The sequence below is a fragment of the Silicimonas lutimaris genome, from assembly GCF_047314965.1.
GTDB lineage: Bacteria > Pseudomonadota > Alphaproteobacteria > Rhodobacterales > Rhodobacteraceae > JAVJUV01.
Map to the genome: position 1 here is coordinate 149,700 of NZ_JBLBVK010000047.1, position 20,957 is coordinate 170,656.

The following is a 20,957-nucleotide window of genomic DNA, read 5'->3' on the forward strand; positions in this document are numbered from 1 at the left end:
CGAACCGGGAAGGGCGGCTTGCCGCCCTTTCTGCATCTCCGGACCTGAGCCGGACACACGGGTGGAAGAAAATGCCGTTTTACTGGCTAGTCCTGATCATCGCCGCCATCGCTGCCGCAGGCTTCGTTCTGGGCCGCAGGCGCGCTCTGGCATCCGCGGGAGGTGACTCACGCAGGCTTCACTCGCTCCCGAATTTCTACGGCTGGAACGTAGCCCTGACCGTCCTGACTCCGGCCTTGGGACTCCTTGCGCTCTGGCTTCTCATTCAACCAGCGTTCATCGAAAACACCGTATCGGGTTCCATTCCCGACAGCGCTCTGGCGGACGGTGAGAACCGCAGCCTCCTGATGAGTGATGTGCGCCGGATCGCCGAGGGTCTGAACCTTCTTGACCGTCCCATGGATGGCGGCGACGGCGCCGATGATCTTGCCGCCCTTCGCGATGACCTTGGAAGTGTCGGAGTGGCGCTTGGTGCCGATGTGCGTCCGGAGATCTACAGCGCCGCTCAATCCTACCGCGCCAAGGCCGAATGGGGCCGGATGGCGATGAGTTTTGTCGTGCTTGTGGCGGCAATTGGCGGGCTCGCCGTGTCGTTGATGATGACCGACAAGGACTTCCGGGCCCGCAACACGGTTGAGCGTGGCATCCTGATCGTACTTGTCGGTGCGGCATCGATCGCCATCCTGACGACACTGGGCATCGTTCTTTCGATGCTGTTCGAGACACGGAATTTCTTTGCCGGTCATTCCTGGACCGATTTCTTCTTCGGCACGAATTGGGCGCCGGATTTCCGGGGGAATTCAGAGCTTGCGATCCTGCCCTTGCTCTGGGGCACGCTTTATATCTCGTTCATCGCGCTTCTGGTTTCGGTTCCAATCGGTCTTTTTGCCGCCATCTACCTGTCGGAATATGCGTCCAAGACCGTTCGCTCGATCGCCAAACCGGCCATCGAGATTCTGGCGGGTATCCCGACCATCGTCTACGGGCTGTTCGCGCTGATCACGATCGGGCCGATGCTGCGGGACTATTTCGCGATGCCGCTGGGGCTGGGCGAGTCGTCATCCAGCGTGGCCACGGCGGGGCTGGTCATGGGGATCATGCTGATCCCGTTCGTGTCCTCGCTGTCCGACGACATCATCAATGCAGTCCCGCAGTCCATGCGAGACGGGTCCTATGGGCTGGGCGCCACGCAGTCCGAGACCATCCGTCAGGTGATCATTCCCGCCGCCCTGCCGGGTATCGTGGGCGCGGTGCTGCTGGCCGCATCGCGCGCCATCGGCGAGACGATGATCGTGGTCCTTGGGGCAGGGGCAGCCGCGGCCCAGTTCAATCGCGGCCTGGGCGACCTCGTGAATCCCTTCGAGGCCATGACGACCGTTACCGTCAAGATCGTCAGCCAGCTGACCGGCGACACCGACTTTGCCTCGCCCGAAACGCTCGTGGCGTTCGCACTTGGACTCACGTTGTTCGTCATCACCCTTGGACTGAACGTTCTGGCACTCTGGATCGTGCGCCGCTACCGGGAGCAATATGAATGACCGATTTGACGGCACAACCAACGGGCGCCGCGTCGCGCAAGGGTTCGTTGCTGGCGGCCGATGTCCGAACCGCAAAGCGTAATGCCGCCGAAAAGCGGTTTCGCATTTATGGCATGGTTGCCGTTGGTCTGGCAGTGATCGCACTGGTGTTTCTGCTGACGTCGATCGTCCGGAACGGGGCAGGGGCGTTCATGCAGACCTTCGTCACGCTCGATGTGACGCTGGACGAAGGCAAACTGGACAAGTCCGGCAACCGCGACAGGGAAGAAATGGCCAAGGTCACGACCTTCGGCTACGCGCCACTGATCAAGGACGCAATGGCGAGAAAGATCGAGGAACTGGGGATTCAGATCGAAGGACTGAACAAACCCGAAGATCTGATCTCGAAAGAAGCGGCCGCACAGATGCGCGACTTCGTTCTCGCCAACTCTGAAGTCGTCGGTACGACGCGTACCTTGGAGTTCCTCGCCTCCGGCCGTGTCGATGGCTACTACAAAGGGCGCGTGAGCATGGAGTCCGCGTCGCGCGACAAGAACGTCTCGCCCGAGCAGCTTCAACTCGCCGATGCGCTGAAAGAAGCGGGCACGCTGGAAACCCGGTTCAACTGGAATTTCATTGTCTGGCCCGATGCGTCGGAGAACCGCCCCGAAGCCTCCGGGCTTGGCGTGGCGATCCTGGGGTCGTTCTACATGATGATTATCGTGTTGGTTCTTGCCCTGCCGATCGGCGTCGCGGCCTCCATCTATCTCGAGGAATTTGCACCAAAGAACCGGCTCACGGACATCATCGAGGTGAATATCTCGAACCTGGCCGCCGTTCCGTCAATTGTCTTCGGCATCCTCGGTCTGGCGATCTTCATCAACTTCGCCGGCCTGCCGCAGTCGGCCCCGGTGGTGGGCGGTCTCGTGCTGACCCTGATGACCCTGCCGACGATCATTATCGCGACCCGTGCCTCGCTGAAGTCCGTGCCGCCATCGATCCGCGAGGCGGCTCTGGGGGTAGGGGCCTCGAAGATGCAGACGGTCATGCATCATGTACTGCCGCTGGCCGCGCCTGGCATCCTGACCGGCACGATCATCGGACTGGCCCAGGCTCTTGGAGAAACCGCACCGCTTTTGCTGATCGGCATGGTCGCCTTCGTGCGGGAATACCCTGCCGGACCACCCGAGGGGTTTTTCGATCCTGCCTCGGCATTGCCCGTGCAGGTCTACAACTGGACACAACGCGCCGATCCGGCCTTCGTCGAGCGCGCATCGGGGGCGATCATCGTTCTGCTGATCTTCCTTTTGATGATGAACACGATAGCCATCATCCTCCGCCGCCGCTTCGAGCGCCGCTGGTAAAGGGGAGTTGAAACATGAATGATGTGCGAATGATCGACAGGGCGACTGGAATGCAGGAAACCAAGATCTCGGCAAAAGGGGTCGACGTCTATTACGGCGACAATCATGCCATCAAGAACGTCACCGTCGATATCGAAGACAAGACCGTGACCGCCTTCATCGGTCCGTCTGGCTGCGGCAAGTCTACCTTTCTGCGGTGTCTGAACCGGATGAACGATACGATCGACATCTGTCGTGTCACCGGCTCGATCACGCTGGACGGAGAAGACATCTACGACCCGAAGGTCGACCCCGTTCAGTTGCGCGCGAAAGTCGGCATGGTCTTTCAGAAACCGAACCCGTTTCCAAAATCGATTTACGACAACGTCGCGTACGGGCCACGCATTCACGGGCTCGCCCGGAACAAGGCCGAACTGGACGACATCGTCGAGAAATCCCTGCGCCGAGGCGCGATCTGGGACGAGGTCAAGGACAGGCTCGATGCACCAGGCACCGGGCTTTCCGGCGGCCAGCAGCAGCGCCTCTGCATCGCGCGCGCCGTGGCGACCGAACCCGAGGTGCTGTTGATGGACGAACCGTGCTCGGCGCTCGATCCCATCGCGACCAGCCAGGTCGAGGAACTGATCGACGAATTGCGGCAGAACTTTTCGGTCGTCATCGTCACGCACTCGATGCAGCAGGCGGCCCGCGTCAGCCAGAAGACCGCGTTCTTCCATCTGGGAGATCTGGTCGAATTCGGCGAGACCGGCCAGATTTTTACCAATCCGAACGATCCCCGTACGGAAAGTTACATCACCGGCCGTATCGGCTAGGAGCACAGAGATGCACGAACAACATATCGTCTCGGCCTTCGATCGCGACCTGGAAGCCATCCAGGCGATGCTGATGAAAATGGGCGGGCTTGTCGAAACAGCCATCGTCGAAGGCGCTCTCTCGCTGGAGACGCGGGATGTTGAGCTTGCCGAAAAAGTTCGCAAAAACGATGCCTTGATAGACGAACTTGAAGAGCAACTGACCGAAGAGGCCACCCGTGTCATCGCACTGCGTGCACCAACGGCCAGCGACCTGCGCACCGTGATGACCGTCATCAAGATCAGCGCCAATCTTGAGCGCTGCGGGGACTATGCCAAGAACATGGCGAAGCGCACCACGGTGCTGGCCGAATCCAACGTGATCGCGGGGGCTCCGGCCTCGATCCGGCGCATGGCGCGGGAAGTGCAGTTGATGCTCAAGGATGCGCTGGATGCCTATATCCAGCGGGACGACGCACTGGCGCTGCAAGTCATCCAGAGGGACGAGGATGTCGACCAGCTTTACAATGCGTTGTTCAGAGAGCTTCTGACCCACATGATGGAAGACCCGCGCAATATAACTCCCTGTATGCACTTGCATTTCATCGCCAAGAATGTCGAGCGCATGGGAGACCATGTGACCTCGGTCGCAGAGCAGGTGATCTACCTCGTGACCGGGAAATTCCCGGATGAAAGCCGCCCAAAATACGACAGGACGTCGTTCATAGGTGAAGGAGCCTGATGCAGTGTCCGTCGATGCCCCAAGCGTTCTTGTTATCGAGGACGAACCTGCGCAGCGAGAGGTGCTGATCTACAATCTTGAAGCCGAAGGCTATGGCGTTTCCCACGCGGAAGACGGCGATGAGGCGCTTGTCGTCGTCGAGGAAGCGCAGCCTGATCTGATCATCCTCGATTGGATGCTGCCCGGCGTCTCCGGCATCGAGGTTTGCCGTCGCCTCAAGGCCGGCAGTCAGACACGGTCCATTCCGATTATTATGTTAACCGCGCGCGGCGAAGAGACGGATCGGGTGAGGGGTCTGGAAACCGGCGCGGACGACTATGTGGTGAAGCCGTATTCCGTGAACGAGCTCATGGCTCGGGTTCGAACGCAACTTCGCCGAGTGCGGCCCTCGACAGTCGGACAACGGATCGAATTCGCGAATATCGTACTCGACGCCGAGACGCATCGCGTGACGCGCGGTGAAACCGAGATCAAGTTGGGGCCGACGGAATTCCGGCTTCTGGCGACGTTCCTGGAAAAGCCCGGACGTGTCTGGAGTCGGGAACAGCTTCTGGATCGCGTCTGGGGCCGCGACATCTACGTGGATACACGAACCGTGGACGTCCATATCGGACGTTTGCGAAAAGCGTTGTGTCGGGATGGTGGGGACGATCCGATCCGAACCGTCAGGGGAGCTGGCTACGCGCTGGGATAATTCTCAGAAATGGCGGTTTGTTTTCGGAAGCGTGATAATCGTATAATCGATATTATGTTAATTTATAGACACCCCAGCGAAGAACGATGCTTGTTCCATTTGCAAACCCAGCGCTCCAGAATATTTGAATATCTCCCATTTTTCCAAAAAGTTACGCGCCGCTCTTCAGAGAAAAGCCCGCAGTCTCGGGCGATCAGCTTTCGGCACCCACCCGGGAATCGAAGCATAGGTCTTGTCGACTCCGAAAAGAATCTGAGCGCTAAAATTTTAAGAGAGCGATAGCGACGATTTCTTCTTCCCATAAGTAAAGTTTTTGGGAATATTGGAGACGTTCCGTGAGTGGTGGCATTTAGCCATGGAACAAGGCCCTAGGAACCGCCCGTAATTACGGGATGGACCCTTGGGATACCGGGAAACCGGGTGCCGGCCTGAAGCGTTATTTTTCCGTAGAAGGCCGGCATTTTCTTAAGAGTAAATGCCCGCGGCTGTTCGTCATCCCCAATGAGCGCGCGGGCCATTGGGTGGTCTTGGCGGTGCTGCTCCTGGCGGCACCGCCATTTTTCGTATCAGCCCTGAACGGCTTTCGCGACTTCCGCCGCAAAGTCTTCCTTCTCGACGACGATGCCCTCGCCGACTTCAAGGCGGATGAAGCCGGTGATGGTGATGCCGGCTTCCTCTGCGGCCTTTGCCACGGTCAGGTCGGGATTCACAACGAATGCCTGGCTGAGAAGCGTCGATTCCGCGATGAACTTCTTCATCCGGCCCTCGATCATCTTCTCGATGACCTGCTCCGGCTTGCCGCTTTCACGGGCGATGTCCATCTGGATTTGCTTCTCCTTCTGGACCACGGCCGGATCCATGTCGGCTTCGGCCAGCGCCGCCGGGTTCACGGCGGCCACATGCATGGCTACCTGCTTTGCAGTCGCTGCATCGTCGCCGCTGAATGCCACGAGCACACCGATTTTGCCCATGCCGTCCGCGGCTGCGTTGTGGACGTATGAGACCACATTGTCGCCGGTGATCTTTGCCATGCGGCGCAGCTGCATGTTCTCGCCGATCTTGGCGATTGCATCCGTCAGCACTTCGCTTGCGGGCTTGCCGTTCACCGAGGCGGCCTTCAGCGCTTCGACGTCATCCACACCCATTGCGGCGTCGGCAAAAGCGGCGACCATCGTCTGGAATTCGCCGTTCTTGGCGACGAAGTCGGTCTCCGAGTTCACCTCGACCGCAACGCCGGTTCCGCCTTCGGTCTTGACGGCGACAAGTCCTTCAGCAGCCGTGCGGCCGGCTTTCTTGTCGGCTTTGGCCAGACCTTTTGTGCGCAGCCAGTCAACGGCGGCTTCCATGTCGCCGCCGGTTTCGGTCAGCGCTTTCTTCGCGTCCATCATGCCTGCGCCGGTCGTGTCGCGCAGCTCTTTCACAAGTGCAGCGGTGATTGCCATATCGGCCTCTCCTCAATCTTCAGAAACGGTTTCGGACGCGGCTCTGGCCGCGCCCGGTATCAATGTCGCGGCAGGCCTTACTCGGCCGTCTCGTCCTCGGCACCGCTCTCGGCCAGCGCAGCCTCGACTGCGGCTTCCGGCTCAAGGCCTTCCTCGGCGGCATTTTCCAGAGCGCCGATGTCGACGCCTGCGGCGCCAAGCTGTGCGCTCATGCCGTCCAGAGCGGCACGGCTGGCAAGATCGCAATAGAGCGCGATCGCACGGGCCGCGTCGTCGTTCCCCGGGATGATATAGTCAACGCCGTCGGGCGAGCAGTTCGTGTCGACCACGGCAACAACCGGAATGCCGAGTTTCTTGGCTTCCAGAATGGCCAGGTCTTCCTTGTTCACATCGATGATGAACAGAAGATCAGGCACGCCGCCCATTTCGCGGATACCACCAAGCGAAGCCTGCAGTTTGGCCTGCTCACGCTCCATGCCCAGACGCTCTTTCTTCGTCAGGCCTTCGAAGCCCTGACCCATCTGCTCGTCGATCGCCTTCAGACGCTGGATCGACTGGCTGACGGTCTTCCAGTTTGTCAGCGTGCCGCCCAGCCAGCGGTGGTTCATGTAATACTGTGCGCAGCGCTCGGCGGCGTCGGCGATCGGCTTTTGTGCCTGACGCTTGGTGCCGACGAAGAGAATACGGCCGCCTTTGGCGACGGTCTCGCGGATGACGTTCAGCGCCGCGTCCAGCATCGGGACGGTCTGAGTCAGGTCGAGAATGTGGATACCGTTGCGGTCGCCATAGATGAACTCGCCCATTTTGGGGTTCCATCGCTGCGTCTGGTGACCGAAGTGAACGCCAGCTTCCAACAGCTGACGCATAGTGAATTCAGGGAGCGCCATGTCCATGTTCCTTTCCGGTTTGCGCCTCGGCAGAGCTATCACGGGATTTCTCCCAACCGGCGGACCAGACGGGGATGTCTCCCCCGAAGGCCCAAGCCCTGCCTGTGAAGTGCGCGCCGTTTATGATGCGCGCGGAGGAATTGCAAGAGAAAACCCCCTGCCCTGACAAAGCGTCTGACGGGAGCGACTTATTTCTCGAAACGCGAGCGTTCCTCGACGATCTTTCGTGCCGCGGGGAACCGCGCAGAGGCGCCGATCGTCTCGATTTCCGGGAAGAGTTCGCTCAGTTCAAGCCGCTGCGACGTCTCCAGCGCTCTCATTACCCTGTCGTCGGGATGGAAGCTTTCCGTCCAGGCGCCGTTGGCCAGGATGACCTGGTGTCGATTGCAGAGAATATGGATGTAGCTGACCCCCAAAGTCCGAGCCGGTCCGACACGTCTGTGGTCGATAAGGTGACGCGCCGCGACCAGAACTTCCTCCTTGTTCCCTCCGATGTCTCCCGGCATCGGATCAAGTTCCTGAAGGAAGCGGTGGTTCGGGCTGACCAGCATGTCGCGAGCCGGCATACCGTCACCGAAGGCCCCTGCCCGGACAAGGATCGGGCGCAAGCGCCGCGCTTCAGTTAGTTCATCAAACCCCAGGTCACGCCGACCGACCCAGTAGATGCGTTGCAGCCCGTTGTCGCGTGTCACCACCTTGTCGCCACGTCTCAATGTTTCGACCGGCCGCTGTCCGCGGTCGGTTGCGATCAGCGTTCCGGGCGTAAAGCACGGACTAACCGAAGACGCACCTGGCAATACAAACTACCCCCCGGGGGACCCGTCGGGCGTGTACTGGCGAACAAGCGGGGATCAATGCAACTTCCGTGAAGCCCTCCACCCAGGGCGATTAGATCACACGGGGTGCATCGATCCCCGCCGCCGAACGGCAGCACTCGATACCCACCCCTGCAGGTCGACCTGCAAGGTGTGTGCGGCACCCCCAATCGCCGCGACACATACCCCCCAGCGAGGTAAGGAAAAGGTAACCAAAGAGGGCCGGAAGCCAAAGGAAAAAAGGCGGAATATTGGCACCCACTGAGGAAACGCAGTGTCCGTCGGAAGTATTGTGGCAGGACGTCCAGCGTAAATTGGTCGTCATTGTTTACCGTTCAGAAACGATTGGTCCTACTTGATGTTGCGGGTTGTCGGCCAAGCTGCGGCCATATTCGCAAGATATCCATTTTCCGCCTGCAAGGCGGGGAACCGTTTTGTTTCGATTTTGTACAAAATCTCGCTGCCCCGTCAAAAAAATGCGGCGAAAATATGGCGGCTGACCTTGAGCGCGCGACGTTCATGGACGGTCATCAATCCCACCTCTCCGAAGCGATTAGGAACCGGCTCTTAACCGTTCACCGCCGAATCGCCGCCCTCGGGGCGTGGCAGAATGCGTAAGATGGAAAGCCAGACAGTGGCACCGATCGCATAAGGACCGCCCTTCGGAAGCTTGAGGGTCTGCCCGAAAACCGAGAGGGTCAGCCCATCGGCGCCCTGCACCACGGTTGCAGGCAAGGTGGCCAAGGCATCGCTTCGTCCGGGCGCAGCTGTGCTGATCATCAGGCTCTCGGAAGGTAGCCCAAGGCCGACCTTCTCGCCTACCCGTGCAATCAGCGGCAGGGAAAGATCAGCGCCCTGCCCCAGATCGGCGCCATCGATCAGCACCCGCATCAAGCCTTCCGTAGTCGACGTGACCGTCGCCGTCAGGCGCGCAGGCGGCGTGCGCCAACCTGTCAGCCGTCCGCCAGCAAGGCCCATGACACGGTCGGCAAGGGCAGTCACCTCGTCCATGGAATGGGTCACATAGAGCGCGGGAACCTGAGCCTCGACGACTGCGCGTCCAATGTAGGGCAGCAACTCTGCCTTGCGGGCGCGATCCAATCCGGACAGCGGTTCGTCCAGGAACAGTATCTGAGGGTTCGACGCCAGCGCGCGCCCAAGCGCTACCCGGCGCGCCTCACCGCCGGACAGATTCTCGACGTCCCGGTGCAGGATCGGCCGAAGGTCCAGGGCATCGATAATCGCATCGTACCCCTTGATCTCACGCCGGCGGGCGCCGAAGGCCAGGTTGCCCTGAACGTTCAAGTGCGGGAACAGTGACGGTGACTGGAAGACGAAACCGATGCGGCGCTCTTCGGGCGGAACATGGGTGCCGGCTCGGTCCCAGTCCTGTTCGCGGAAACGCACTTTCGCATCCGCGCTCCGCTCCAGCCCGGCAAGCGTCCGAAGCATCGTGGTCTTGCCGCCGCCCGATGCGCCGACGATCGCCGTGATTCCGGTCAACGGGATTGTGCCATCGACATCCAGCGAGAACGCGTCGCCCCGCGCCAGTTCGATACGAAATCGCAGCGTATCAGCGGACACGGGCACCGCCTCCACGGTTGAAGACATAGATGAATGTCAGCACCACGAAGGACAGCACCAACAGCCACAGTGACAGGCGATGCGCCGTCGCGTAATCCAGCGTCTCAACCGCGGTGAAGATCTCGATCGAGATGACACGGGTCTGGCCGGGGATATTTCCGCCGACCATCAGTACTACGCCGAATTCCCCGACCGTATGCGCGAAACTGAGAACCGCCGCCGTGATGAAGCCACGCCGCGCCAGAGGAAGCGAAACGGAATAGAACGCATCCCGTGCCGTCGCGCCCAGCGTCCGCGCGGCATCGATCGTCGATTGCGGCACTGCCATGAAGGCTGTTTGCATTGGTTGGACGGCGAAAGGCAGCGAATAGATGACCGATGCAAGAACGAGGCCCGAGAAGCTGAACGCCAGCGTATCGCCCGTGATCCGTACCCAGAACGCGCCCAACGGCGCATCGGGGCGCATGAGCACGAGGAGATAAAAACCAAGGACTGTGGGCGGCAGCACCAGCGGCAAGGCGGTAATCGCCTCGACCAGAGGCCGGATCTTCGCCTTGGTCTTTGCCAGCCACCAGCCGAGAGGAAGGGCGATGATCATCAGGATCACGGTCGTGACCGTCGCGAGCTTCAGCGTCAGCCATATGGCAGGCCAAGCACTCATTCCAGCAAATCGTAGCCCGATTCCGCGATCAGCGACCGGCTGTCATCCGAGAAAAGCCAGCCCCAGAAAGTCTGGGCTGCTTCGTTGTCATCCGCGCGCTTCAGAAGCGCGGCGTCTTGTGCAATCGCGGGATAGAGCCCCTCAAGGTCCAGAACGAAAGGCGCGTCGATAAGGGGCAACTGGGCTGCCGAGACGAAGGCGAATTCGGCATTTCCAGTGGCGAACACGGTCGCGACCTGCCCGACATTGGCGACCAGCACAGGCCGGAAGGTCGCCGTATCCAGTTTCAATCGTTCCATCGCCGCCGTGGCCGCGAGGCCATAGGGCGCGACTGTGGGATCGGCCAGAGCGGCGGTGCGTCCAACGAAAGCCTCGGCTGCCGAGTCGCGTGTGACCTCGCTCCGGGACACAAGGACAAGCCGACCAAGCGCATAAGTGCGGACGTCGCGCGTCAATCCGGCATCCTTCAACAACTCAGGCCGCCGCGCATCCGCCGAAAGGAAGATGTCGAAAGGCGCTCCGGCCTCGATCTGTGAATAGATCTGGCCGGTCGATCCATGGCTCAGCGTGACCGTATGGCCGGTTTCCGCCTCGAACCGCGCCGCGACCTGTTCTGCGGTCGTCAGGAAATTCGAGGCGACAGCCACAGTCACGTCGCCAGCAAAGGCAGCGCGCGCGGTCAGAAAGAGCAGAAGTACGAGAATTCGCTTCATTCGCTCTTCTGGACATGGGTTCGGGGGATTTGCAAGTCATTTAGGGGCGTTGCGAGACCTTCGGTCGCGTTTCCCCGGGTACTGCTCGTGTGACGTCGATGAAGCAGCAGTCAGACGCGTGACTTTCTGAAAAATGTGCTAGTTCTGTTGGCAAGGAGGCAGCCGTCTTATTCCCTTCATACATGGAGTGTTTGGGTCTCGCCTTCGGAAAAAATGAAAAGAGAGGCAGGGAATGAAAAACAGTTTTGCCGGCGTCGCAGGCGCGCTTCTTTTTGCCGCTATCGCCACACAGTCACAGGCCTCGGCAGCTTGGGTGACAAAGGGCGAGTATCTCTGTTCGGTGGCCGAAGTATCTTCCTTCGAAGAGGACAAGCCGGGCGTCGTGGAAACGGCGCTGAGAAAATCCTTCCTGATCGCCGTCGACGCGAAAAGCGTATATGTCACCGAACTGGACCCCGAACGAAAGAGCAGTCAGGACATCTATACGATCGTTCAGCGCGGTTTTTACGGCAACGACATCTACGCCGTGCGTAACACGATGGATTCGCTGGCTGCCGTCGCCCTGACGGAGTTTCACTACGAAGGGCATTATGGCGCGACCCTGTTCACGCAATCGCCCTACGCCGCCCACGCCTGGAAGCTTCGGTGCCAAAAATAAGCCGGTGGTGTTGCCGCCGACGGCTGCTCGACAGGGAACCACCCGCCCGCAAACGAGGGACAGGACACGCGACGGCAACACATATCTTAATTAGTATGCCTCGGCGCGGCAGCAAGTTTCGCTGGCACGACCTATGTGTCCCGACCCCACCGGAATGCGGACAAACCGAACCAGCGCGATCGGGACTGCCCCGCGATTCAAACAGAGCACTAATCACTTAGCTTCTGGAACCGTGAGTTCAACCGCAAAGGTTGCCACGCTACCACGAATTGACTTGCCGGCCACGTCGGACGCGAAGCCCGTTTCGCGATGTTCACGTGCAACGTCAGACGTATCCCGCCTCCACGGCTACAGCACTCGCGCAATGGACACAGTGTTTCGTGTCTACGCGTTTATCCCCGCCGCTTCGGAGAATATATTTGAATCGGTCGGGGCGGTCGGTGCTGTACCTAGTTATTTCGGGTGCGTGCCTAGCCCCCATTCATCGGCTTCCACCTGCCTCGACCACTTCTCGAAAATCCGACGAAAGCCATTTCTTCAGCCGCACTTGACGAGTGCGGTCATCAGGTTCGCATTGCATGACCATACCTGACATCGCGTTAAATCGGCGCGGCCAAGCTCAAACCGACATCAAAGAAGATGGAGTTGGTGCCCGAGGTCGGACTCGAACCGACACGGCATCGCTACCGGCGGATTTTGAATCCGCTTTTAGGTAACCCCTTCTGACCCTAGTAAGCAGAATTGTGCCATAAAAATATGGGCTTTTCGTCCTTCTAATCCGCTGCAACCCCTTGTTAGCCCTAAGTAAGCTGCTTACTATTTGCTTACTAATTGATTTGGAGGGGCGCATGGACCGCATCAAATTCACCAAGGACAGGGTTGACGCAATCGAGCCAAAAGACCGGCAATTCATGGTCTGGGATAGCGAGGTGCGCGGCTTCGGTCTGCGCGTCTCTCCTGGCGGTGCTAAGTCCTACATCGTCCAGCGCCGTGTCGGGAATGCAGAGCGCCGCATCACCATTGGACGGGCTGACGACATGCACCCTGACGCAGCCCGTAAGAAGGCCATACGGCTTGTCGTGCAGTTTGCTGACGGTATTGACCCGGTGGCCGAGAAGAAGCGCCAGAAGGCCCGCACATCGACGCTAAGGGACGCTTTCACCGCCTACAAGAATGCGCCCAAGAAGAAGGGCAGCGGACGCGGCGGCAAGAAGAAGGCGCGGACAATCCGCGACATCGAAAAGGCTGAAGCCCGCCTATCCGATTGGCTTGACCTGCCCGTGACCGAAATCACAGGCGACATGGTGAAGAAGAAGCACGCCGAGTTTTCGGCAACGTCACCTGCGCAAGCCAACCTGATCATGCGCTATCTTCGCGCGGTCTTTAATCACGTCATGGCCGATACCGACGAAGACGATCCCATCCTGAAGCGTAACCCGGTGGATCGCCTGAACCGCCTGAGCCAATGGGCACCCGTCACACCGGCAACAAGACATATCCCAGACGACAAGCTGTCCGAGTGGATAGACGCGGTGGAAAACGGCCTTGGCGGTCTGGCCGGTGAGAATGAATGCCGTGACGCCCTTCTGTTTCTCCTGATGACAGGGGCCAGGCTTGGCGAGGCGCTGGGCGATCCGATGTCGGGCTATGAGCCGCTGCGCTGGGAAAACGTGGACCTTGAGAAAGGCACAGTCACATTCACCGACACGAAGAACAGAAACGATCATGTCCTTCCCCTGCCCCGCCAACTTGTCCAGCGCCTGAAAGAGCGCAAGGCATACGGCAGCCGAACCTATGTTTTCGGCAACGCAAACGACCGCGTGCCCTATGACCTGCGGGCATCCTATGCGCGGATTGAAGAAAAGACCGGCCTGCGCGTCACCGCCCACGATCTACGCCGCACCTTCGCCAGCGTTGCGAACAAGCTGGATATTTCGGCCTACAAGCTGAAGCGCCTTACCAATCATGTCAGCGGCGGCGACGTGACCGCCGGTTACGTCCAGATCAGTCTGGAAGACTTGCGCGAGGCAATGCAGCGGATCGCGGATTTCATGCTCTCACCGGATCGCCAGACAGGCGGCAATATCGTTTCGATGGAGGCAGGGCGGTGACCGACAAAGGAATGACGGAGCGTGAAGCTGTTGACTGCATAAAAAACGCCATTATCGAGGGCAGGTTTGGGCCATTCCTCAAAGACAACCATGAATTGATGGTCTGGGAGACGGAAGAAACAATTAACCGAGCCTTTGATTCACGCACGGTGGCAGAACTGTTTAATGACTGCTTCCCGCCACAGGATCGCTATGAATACGAAATCGTAAGGCGCATATGCGCCCGCCTCCTGAGAAAAAACCGAGAGTTGCCCAAACAGCTTGCGGATTGGTTGGCCGAGGAACTGGAAAACCCAAATCCCCCGAAAAAAGAAAAGAAGTCTCCTTTCAGCCGCAACGCTTCAATTTGCTATATGGTCCATCGGGTTTGGGTTGAAGGCTATGACTTTACGCGGAATCCTGAGTCACCCCCACACAGCGCCTGCGACATCGTGGCAAAGGCTATGAAAGAATTGCGGTTGAGACCTCAAACATATGAAGGCGTGTACGCGATCTGGAAGAAGCGAAGTTATTACACGCACTTAGAGTAGGTAAAACTGGACGCCGCAATTTTACCGACGAAATAAATACCGCCCAAACATATCAATGCCCCAGTAACCGCAACTGGGGCAATTTTTCGCCCCCTTAGCCGAAAGGGGCTGAAATGCAGATCGAAACCACCGTTACCGTTCCTCACCTGTTGGACGAGAAGGAAGCCGGTGCGATTATCGGCAAGTCAAGAAAATGGATGGAACTTGACCGCCGCACTGGTCCAACCATTCCATATGTAAAAATGGGCCGCCATGTCCGTTATCGCGTCAGCGATCTTTTGGCCTATATCGAGTCCAACACTGTACCTGCCGAATAAAAAAAACACGCGAGCCGGAAGCACGCGTGTTTCTATTTCCGAGCAGATAATGAACCCGGAAATGTTACCGCATTGCTTCCTCGCTGACAATATTGAGGAAGACAGTAATGAATGCAAAACAACTGACCGAGGCGCTGAACGGTAAATGGCAGCGCAATCAGGGTCGCGCCTTATGCCCTGTCTGCGGCGGCGATCCGAAAAACCCACCATTGTCCATCAAGGACGGACAGAAAGGCGTCCTTTTCTTCTGCCATAAGAGCCGATGCGCCTTTTCCGACATAGCCGAGAACCTGAGGCTGCACGGACTGGATGAAGCCCTGCGCGAACAGGACACAGGCGACAACCTTCTGGTTGCACGCAAGGCATGGGCTGACGACACCAAGCGCAGAGAAGGCCAGGCGCGGCAGTGCTGGACCGACTGCACGGAAATCGACGGTACACCGGCGGAAACTTATCTGCGGCGGCGCGGTATAGCGATCGAGGCCGACAACCTCGGGTTTCATCCGGCGTGCTGGCATGGCCCGACCGCACACCGCTATCCGGCTCTGGTTGCCAAGATCGAAGGCGGCGAAGGCTTTGCCGTACATCGGACGTATCTCACGCAAGACGGACGCAAGGCCGAGATCGCGCCGAACAAGATGACGCTTGGCCCGATGCGCGGCGGTTGCGTCCGGCTGACATATGCAGGCGGGCAGCCTTGGATTGTCGGTGAAGGCATCGAAAGCACGCTTTCGGCCCTGATCCGTTACGGCAAACCCGCCAGCGCCTGCGCGGCCCTGAGCACATCCGGCATGATCAATATGCGGCTGCCTTCGCATCCGGGGCGTCTGATCATTGCGCTAGACGGTGACGAAGCCGGACGCACGGCTGCAAAGGAACTCGGCACACGCGCTGTCCTGAGTGACTGGTCGGTGGACTTCGCCGATCCGGGTGACGGGAAAGACCATAACGACCTTCTGGAACGGGAGGCGTTTTGATGGATATTAAGCCGTTCACCCTTTCCGAAACCGACGACCTGCCGGAAGGCTACAAGCTGAAAAAGGGCGGCATCTATTATGAGGTCGAGGGCAAGGACGACGACAAGCCCGAGTGGAAATGGCTTTGCTCGGAAATCCGCCTGAGCGCGGAAACGCGCAGCAGTAGCAGCGATGACTGGGGCCGCCTGATCGAGATCAGGGACAACGACGGCGTTTGGCATCGCTGGGCTGCACCTGCCACCCTTTATGCGGTCGATCTAAACGGCTTTATCTCTGAGTGCGTCAGGCTTGGAATGTCCATCGCCCCCGGTAGGCGGGCAAGAGAGACTTTCCAACGGCTGATCCAGACATGGAAACTCAGCACAAGGGCAGTCTGCACGGACCGGCTCGGCTGGAGTGACGAAAGCTGCGCCGCATTCGCCTTGGGTGATGGGCGCGTCATCGGAAACCAGGCTGTCGTCTTTCAAAGTGAAAACGTCAAAAGCGCAGCAGCCGAAATCAGGTCCAGCGGCACGCTTGAAGACTGGCGCGACGGGGTGGCGGCTCTATGCGTCGGGAACCCCCTCATGACACTGGGCGTCTCTCTCGCCTTCGCGGGGCCGCTGCTTGAGCCTCTCAGCATGGAAGGCGGCGGCATTCACCTGCGCGGCCAATCCTCGCAGGGGAAAACCAGCATCCAGCGGGCGGCGGTCAGCGTTTGGGGATCGCCGGGATTTCTTCAGACATGGCGCACAACGGACAACGCAGCAGAAGGCACGGCGGCGATGTGTAACAGCACGCTGATAGCCTTGGATGAAATGGGACAAGTCGAACCCAAGGTTGCGGGCCAAACGGCCTACACTCTTGCAAACGGCAAGGGCAAAGGACGCGCAACGGTAAAGGGCGTCATCAGGCCGTCAGCGACATGGCGCACTCTGATATTGTCATCAGGCGAGTTGAGCCTTGCCGACAAGATGGCCGAAGACGGCAGGAAGCCAAAGGCAGGGCAAGACGTGCGGCTTCTGGACATTGCCGCCACGAACCGCACTCACGGGGTCTTTGACAGTCTGCACGGAATGGCAAGCGGGGCGGCATTTGCCGACGCGGTGAAGATCCGAGCCGCGCAGCAATATGGCACCGCCGGTCCTGAGTTTGTGCGGCGGCTGATTGCGGACAAGGATGCGGCGGTCTCTGAGGTGCGCGCCGGAATCGAGCATTTCTGCGAAGTCGCAAAAGAAAAACTCGGGCTGGGAAATGATGGCCAGATAGCGAGGGCCGCCGCACGCCTTGGGCTGATCGCGGCGGCTGGCGAAGTTGCGACAATCTGGGGTCTGACCGGATGGCCCGATGGTGCAGCCATAGACGCAGCCATGGACGCCCTGAAGGCTTGGGTTGATGGCCGAGGCGGCAGCGGATCGGCAGAAGAACGCGAAGCCGTGCAGCGCGTCGTGGCATTCCTGAACAGGTATGGAGATTCACGCTTTCAACGCGAAGCTGACACCCACATCATTCAAGACCGCGCCGGATGGTTTGCCGATGGCGTCTATTACATCCACGACGACGCGTGGCGAAAGATACACGCCGGGAACGACCACCAGGCAGCCGCCAGAACGCTGCGTGACCTCGGGTACCTAAAGAACGAAGCAACCAAGCTGATGCACAGAAGCCCCCGCTTCGTCAAAAACAGAACCCGATGCTTCGCGGTCCTCGCCGACATTTTGGGGGCTGACAATGCAAAAGCATCCTAAAAACACAGGGACCACGGGGACCAGCAGGGACCACGTTGATATTAAGGGAAAACTCCGGTCCCTGTTTGAAGATTCTCACGGGGACCACGGGGACCAGAAAGCCGGTCCGGTCCCTGTGGTCCCTGCCGGTCCCCGGGCAAGGGGACCAGATAACCCATTGAAAACAAAAAGTGGTCCCTGTGGTCCCTGTGGTCCCCGCGAAAAAACGACAGGCTTGCAAAAATCTGACCCCACCGCCCCTGACGCCGATGGCGTTGCGCGGACGCCCGAGGCGATTGAGGCCATGTGGTCCGAAATGACCCGCCGGGCGGTTGAATACCGGAAAACCATGAAACCCCCGAAATGCGCGTGGTGCGGCAAGTCCGACTGGCGCGTGTCCGTAACTGACCCAGACGACCAGAAGCTGCACGTCCCCTGCTGGAAGGAAAAAACAGCGGAGGCGGACAGGAAACGCAAACAGCGAGAGGAAAGAGAATGAACAAGCCCCTGACACTCAAGACCAAGACCCCGCCGCCGGAACCGCTCCAGACCAACAACTATCTGCGCGGAATGCTTGGCAGGGACATCATCGTCCGGCTGCGTTTTGACGACACGCTGGACGGCAAGCTGGTCTGGTTTGACCGCTGGAACCTCATGCTGAACGTCGATGGACATGACGTCCTCGTTTTCAAGCACGCAATCGACACCATCACCAATCCGAAAGGATCCAAGACATGAGGACACGCAAACTCAAAGGCAACGGTAATGGCTTCTTCGCTGACACCGAGGGCGGTCGAATGATTGAGCAACTCATTGGCGAGGCAATCGGCTTTGAAGATGAGAAAGGAAACGACTTGAGTGAAAAAGCCAAGATTCAAGAAAAGAAAACCGAACTGCTAAAAAAGTATGCTGAAAAGCCAGTGACGGCTTTCTGGCAGTATGACGGCTTTAACCAGCCGCTTGGACACGATCACGAAATTTACCGTGTAGACACCTTCGAGTTGATGCGCGGCACAGACGTCCGTGTGCTTGTCCCGAAGGAAACAGAAGTCCCACGGGCTGCACAGGTGGCGATGCTGAGGAAGATTGCCGACTGGCTGGAACGTGAAGAACCAGCCGACCTAGGTGACACTCCCTTCTGAGCATGAGGCGGGACCCCGGGGGGTGGGTCGAAACCTTGGGAAAGCGATCCCCGGAAACCCACCGCCCACCTGCGTGCGAAATATCACCTCGGAAAAAGGGGGTATCCCCCCGACCAAAGAACTCAAGTGTCTGCCCTGACCTCTTCGAAGTCAGAGGACAGCTTCTGTCCACGTAGCGGTCATCCGACAAAATGACTCAGATGACGGCATCGAGCCCAAAGCCGTCAAAGGATTTGGTCCAGTTTTGTCCTGCGACGGCCAATCGGATTCGGAGGTCGTTCGGTTTTCCATCGACCGCTGCGCCGGGTCGCTGCTCCGCTTGCTGGTCATTGGCAATATTTTGCGGCGTGTCTACTCCAAGCCTGCATCAGACCCGTTTCTCTTAATGTCCAGCAAGTGCGCCAAGCTTTTCTTGGCCGAGCATCGCTCGATCGCCGCTTCGACGCCGCCGCGCGATAGTTCTGGGGCGTTTGAATCGTTGCGGTGCAGAAGACCTTCTCAATCTTGGAGCGCGCCAATTACTTTTGTACACCGCAGGATCTTTCGTGGGATTCTTGCCGTTTGACGACCTATCGCGCAACCGGTCATAATGGCATTCCCGATTGAAAGGGAGACGCCGAGAAATGTACGCTAATGCCTCTAAGCGATCGGCGTTCCCCTATCTCCTCCCAGCCCTTCTGGTTCTGACGATTGCAGGGATCATCCCCCTCGGCTTCGTCTTTTTCTACTCACTCCATGACACATTCGGCGGGAATGTCTTCGTCTGGGTCGGAGATGATTGGTTCCGGCAGGTTCTCGCATCATCCGAGTTCTACGATGCAGTTCTTCGAAGCCTGTTGTTTTCTATGATCGTGCTTTCGGTCCAGATCCCGCTTGGGATTTTCGTCGCCCTGAGGATGCCGCGCTCCGGGCCGTTTGTCGCGATCAGCCTTGTGCTTCTATCCGTCCCGATGCTGACCCCACAAATAGTCGTCGGTTATCTGTGGAAGGTCATGGTCCAGCCAGGGTCCGGTCTGTTGTCTCAGTCCCTGGCCGGGATCGGTTTAACGCTGGACATCAACAGCGTTGGCGGAACCTGGGGGCTTCTGGTGCTCATGGACACCTGGCACTGGACCGGTCTGGTGGTCCTGCTCTGTTATGCGCGTCTTAAGGTCATCCCCGAGGCCTACTACCAGGCCGCCGCCATCGACGGGGCGAGCCGGTGGGCGGTCTTTCGGCATATCCAGCTTCCACGTCTCAGACTCGTTCTCGCTATCGCGCTTCTCTTGAGGTTCATGGACAGCTTCACGATCTATACCGAGGCTTACGTTATTACCCGCGGTGGACCCGGCCAGAGCACGGTGTTTCTGTCACACGAACTTGTGCAGACGGGCCTGATCCAGTTCGATCTGGGTGAAGCCGGAGCCATGGCCGTCATCTATTTCCTGATCGTCGTTCTTGTCTCGGCGTTCTTTTACCGGTTGATTGTGCCTGCGGGCCGGGAGGCAGGCGGCAGATGACCCCCCGTTTCTCGCCCGTGCCAGCGGTGTTCACCTTTTTGATAATTCTACCGATCTACTGGCTGATCGCGATTAGCCTACAGACCCCCGCCAGCGTCGCCGGCACGCTGCGATTGATCCCATCGGACCTCACGCTGGAGAATTTCCGGTTCATCCTGTCGGAGCCTGACTGGTATTGGGGTTATGTCAACGCAGTGATCTACGTTTCGATGAACGTTGTAATCTCCGTTGGAGTTGCGCTGCCAGCGGCCTATGCCTTCTCCCGGTTCCGCTTTCGGGGCCGCCGGGTGCTCTTCTTCTCGCTTCTCATGTTCCGCATGATGGTTCCCGCCATCCTCCTGGTGCCGTTCGTACAGATATTCTCTGCGCTCGATATGATCGACACCTATATAGCCGTGGCATTGGCACATTGTTTTTTCTCCGTGCCGATCGCCATCTGGATTCTGGAAGGCTTCATTTCAGGCATCCCCGTAGAGATCGACGAAAGCGCCCAGGCCGATGGATATGGGACGCTGCGTTTCTTCCAAAAAGTTCTCTTGCCCATGATCGCGCCGGGAGCGGCGACCGCTGCCTTCTTCTGCTTCATGTTCTCGTGGGTGGAATTCTTGCTGTCCAATGCGCTTACGACGATCGACGCCAAACCGTTCGGCGGCATCATGAGCCGAGTCGGCAGTGTGATGTCTGGGCATATTCCCTTGATGGCAGCTGCCGGTGTTCTGGGGCTTGTTCCCGGAGTCGTTCTTGCCATTCTGATGCGCAGACACCTGGCCCAGGGTTTCTCTATGGGCCGGGTGTCATGAGCGGCTA

Annotated in this window: 21 protein-coding genes; 15 read left to right on the forward strand and 6 right to left on the reverse strand. The window is 58.9% G+C overall.

All coding sequences use genetic code 11. The annotated features are described in order from the left end of the window. Positions 1-71: 71 nt before the first annotated feature. The 5 genes from pstC to phoB are packed head-to-tail and all read left to right on the forward strand — an operon-like array spanning position 72 to position 5,108. Positions 72-1,538: a phosphate ABC transporter permease subunit PstC gene (gene pstC, locus ACKLNI_RS09965; protein WP_413718911.1), complete on the forward strand. Its 1,467-nt coding sequence runs from the start codon at positions 72-74 to the stop codon at positions 1,536-1,538. Continuing rightward, the gene (gene pstA, locus ACKLNI_RS09970; protein WP_413718912.1) at positions 1,535-2,881 is read left to right on the forward strand and encodes a phosphate ABC transporter permease PstA; all 1,347 of its coding nucleotides are present in this window, start codon (positions 1,535-1,537) and stop codon (positions 2,879-2,881) included. The genes pstC and pstA overlap by 4 nt, the downstream gene beginning before the upstream one ends. A gap of 14 nt (positions 2,882-2,895) precedes the next feature. Then, on the forward strand, positions 2,896-3,693 hold the full coding sequence (gene pstB / locus ACKLNI_RS09975; protein WP_413718913.1) for a phosphate ABC transporter ATP-binding protein PstB: 798 nt from the start codon (positions 2,896-2,898) through the stop codon (positions 3,691-3,693). Positions 3,694-3,703: 10 nt separating this feature from the next. Beyond that, positions 3,704-4,414 (forward strand): phosphate signaling complex protein PhoU, encoded by a 711-nt coding sequence (gene phoU / locus ACKLNI_RS09980; RefSeq protein WP_413718914.1) that lies wholly within the window; start codon positions 3,704-3,706, stop codon positions 4,412-4,414. Between the two features lie 4 nt (positions 4,415-4,418). After that, positions 4,419-5,108, forward strand: a complete 690-nt coding sequence (gene phoB, locus ACKLNI_RS09985; RefSeq protein WP_413718915.1) for a phosphate regulon transcriptional regulator PhoB — start codon at positions 4,419-4,421, stop codon at positions 5,106-5,108. 566 nt (positions 5,109-5,674) lie between these two features. Here phoB and tsf read toward each other — a convergent pair. The 6 genes from tsf to modA form a co-directional block, all read right to left on the reverse strand. Continuing rightward, positions 5,675-6,550: a translation elongation factor Ts gene (tsf, locus tag ACKLNI_RS09990; protein ID WP_413718916.1), complete on the reverse strand. Its 876-nt coding sequence runs from the start codon at positions 6,548-6,550 to the stop codon at positions 5,675-5,677. A 77-nt stretch (positions 6,551-6,627) separates the two neighbouring features. Continuing rightward, positions 6,628-7,437: a 30S ribosomal protein S2 gene (gene rpsB, locus ACKLNI_RS09995; protein ID WP_413718917.1), complete on the reverse strand. Its 810-nt coding sequence runs from the start codon at positions 7,435-7,437 to the stop codon at positions 6,628-6,630. A 188-nt stretch (positions 7,438-7,625) separates the two neighbouring features. Next, positions 7,626-8,234, reverse strand: a complete 609-nt coding sequence (locus ACKLNI_RS10000; RefSeq protein WP_413718918.1) for a Hint domain-containing protein — start codon at positions 8,232-8,234, stop codon at positions 7,626-7,628. 585 nt (positions 8,235-8,819) lie between these two features. After that, positions 8,820-9,836 (reverse strand): ATP-binding cassette domain-containing protein, encoded by a 1,017-nt coding sequence (locus tag ACKLNI_RS10005; RefSeq protein WP_413718919.1) that lies wholly within the window; start codon positions 9,834-9,836, stop codon positions 8,820-8,822. After that, positions 9,826-10,497: a molybdate ABC transporter permease subunit gene (gene modB / locus ACKLNI_RS10010; protein WP_413718920.1), complete on the reverse strand. Its 672-nt coding sequence runs from the start codon at positions 10,495-10,497 to the stop codon at positions 9,826-9,828. The genes ACKLNI_RS10005 and modB overlap by 11 nt, the downstream gene beginning before the upstream one ends. After that, entirely contained in the window at positions 10,494-11,210 is a 717-nt protein-coding gene (modA, locus tag ACKLNI_RS10015) for a molybdate ABC transporter substrate-binding protein (RefSeq protein ID WP_413718921.1), read from the reverse strand. Before modA ends, modB begins: the two co-directional genes overlap by 4 nt. Positions 11,211-11,442: 232 nt before the next feature. Here modA and ACKLNI_RS10020 point away from each other — a divergent pair, with 232 nt between their 5' ends. The 10 genes from ACKLNI_RS10020 (at position 11,443) to ACKLNI_RS10065 (ending at position 20,950) form a co-directional block, all read left to right on the forward strand. Further along, positions 11,443-11,868 (forward strand): hypothetical protein, encoded by a 426-nt coding sequence (locus ACKLNI_RS10020; protein WP_413718922.1) that lies wholly within the window; start codon positions 11,443-11,445, stop codon positions 11,866-11,868. Positions 11,869-12,716: 848 nt separating this feature from the next. Then, positions 12,717-13,979: a tyrosine-type recombinase/integrase gene (locus ACKLNI_RS10025; protein ID WP_413718923.1), complete on the forward strand. Its 1,263-nt coding sequence runs from the start codon at positions 12,717-12,719 to the stop codon at positions 13,977-13,979. Continuing rightward, positions 13,976-14,509, forward strand: a complete 534-nt coding sequence (locus tag ACKLNI_RS10030) for a hypothetical protein (RefSeq protein ID WP_413718924.1) — start codon at positions 13,976-13,978, stop codon at positions 14,507-14,509. The genes ACKLNI_RS10025 and ACKLNI_RS10030 overlap by 4 nt, the downstream gene beginning before the upstream one ends. 113 nt (positions 14,510-14,622) lie before the next feature. After that, positions 14,623-14,826 (forward strand): helix-turn-helix domain-containing protein, encoded by a 204-nt coding sequence (locus ACKLNI_RS10035; protein WP_413718925.1) that lies wholly within the window; start codon positions 14,623-14,625, stop codon positions 14,824-14,826. A 107-nt stretch (positions 14,827-14,933) separates the two neighbouring features. Continuing rightward, positions 14,934-15,803, forward strand: a complete 870-nt coding sequence (locus ACKLNI_RS10040) for a DUF7146 domain-containing protein (RefSeq protein WP_413718926.1) — start codon at positions 14,934-14,936, stop codon at positions 15,801-15,803. Next, a complete protein-coding gene (locus tag ACKLNI_RS10045) occupies positions 15,803-17,530 on the forward strand; it encodes a DUF927 domain-containing protein (protein ID WP_413718927.1) in 1,728 nt (575 codons plus the stop codon). The genes ACKLNI_RS10040 and ACKLNI_RS10045 overlap by 1 nt, the downstream gene beginning before the upstream one ends. 474 nt (positions 17,531-18,004) lie before the next feature. Then, positions 18,005-18,247 (forward strand): RNA chaperone Hfq, encoded by a 243-nt coding sequence (locus ACKLNI_RS10050; RefSeq protein WP_413718928.1) that lies wholly within the window; start codon positions 18,005-18,007, stop codon positions 18,245-18,247. Beyond that, positions 18,244-18,651, forward strand: a complete 408-nt coding sequence (locus tag ACKLNI_RS10055) for a hypothetical protein (protein WP_413718929.1) — start codon at positions 18,244-18,246, stop codon at positions 18,649-18,651. The genes ACKLNI_RS10050 and ACKLNI_RS10055 overlap by 4 nt, the downstream gene beginning before the upstream one ends. Positions 18,652-19,274: 623 nt before the next feature. Next, positions 19,275-20,150, forward strand: coding sequence for a carbohydrate ABC transporter permease (locus tag ACKLNI_RS10060; RefSeq protein ID WP_413718930.1), 876 nt, complete (start codon positions 19,275-19,277; stop codon positions 20,148-20,150). Further along, positions 20,147-20,950, forward strand: coding sequence for a carbohydrate ABC transporter permease (locus ACKLNI_RS10065; RefSeq protein WP_413718931.1), 804 nt, complete (start codon positions 20,147-20,149; stop codon positions 20,948-20,950). Before ACKLNI_RS10060 ends, ACKLNI_RS10065 begins: the two co-directional genes overlap by 4 nt. Positions 20,951-20,957 lie beyond the last annotated feature (7 nt).